The following is a 912-nucleotide window of genomic DNA, read 5'->3' as shown; positions in this document are numbered from 1 at the left end:
CAGTCAGTAATCAGCCTGTTTATCATCTCACCGAACGACAGAACGCTTCTGAAGATACGCATGGGGCGACGAATTCTGAAACGACTAACGCGAAAACAAAGCGTTATCGTGAATACTTGCTCGAATTAGATCACGCCTTTTGTCAGAGTTTGTTTGGAACCGAACATTCTTATGAGATGCCAACTGAAACTCAGAGAGAAAATGCCAAAAGCTACGCAAAGCAGCTGCTTAGTAACGAATTAAACTCTGAAAAAATTCCCAGAAAACCAAGCTCTTTGCCTCTCTTGTTGAAGCTTCTGAAGATGGAAATGGTTAATAACGATACCGTGGCGCAATTTCTAATTAAGGATCCGGCGCTTACTTCACAAGTGCTTAAAATTGCAAACTCTCCATTTTTCAGATTGAGTAATCAAAGTGTTGAATCATTAGATGAAGCAATTCGACGCCTTGGCATTGCCGGTATTAAGCGTGTTGTTTCTGCTGCAACGATGATGCCCGTATTCCAAGCCAGTGGTGGAAATAAAACGCTAAATGAGACGGTATGGCGATGGGCTTTGTGTTCCGGAGCAAGCTTAGAAGCATTGAGTATTATTCGTGATCAAGATGGGCCATCTAACTATTTGCTTGGCTTGATTCCAGAACTGGCCATGTTGATTGTCAATCAAGAGCTTGACCGCCTAGAAGGATCTTTGCCGGAGGAGGAAAAAATCCTTCCAATGCAGCGCTTTAAGGTATTTAAGCGAGTTGCATGGAAAATTTGTATCCAAATTCGAAAAGAATGGGGTATGTCTGAGGAGTTTGATCAAGCGCTCTACGATATGGGAGATGCCATGCGTTTGCGCAAGTACTCAATTGTCTATGATGCGATCATTCTGGCGCAATATTCTGCTGTTGAAGCCTCGGCTAAACCTC

General features: G+C 43.1%; 1 protein-coding gene. It reads left to right on the top strand.

Annotation, left to right across the window (positions count from 1 at the left end):
- Positions 1-912: HDOD domain-containing protein (locus tag A3762_RS13045; RefSeq protein ID WP_068755962.1), on the top strand; the 912-nt coding region annotated here is incomplete at both ends.

The sequence above is a fragment of the Oleiphilus sp. HI0125 genome, from assembly GCF_001635355.1.
This window is presented reverse-complemented; position numbering and strand designations above follow the sequence as displayed.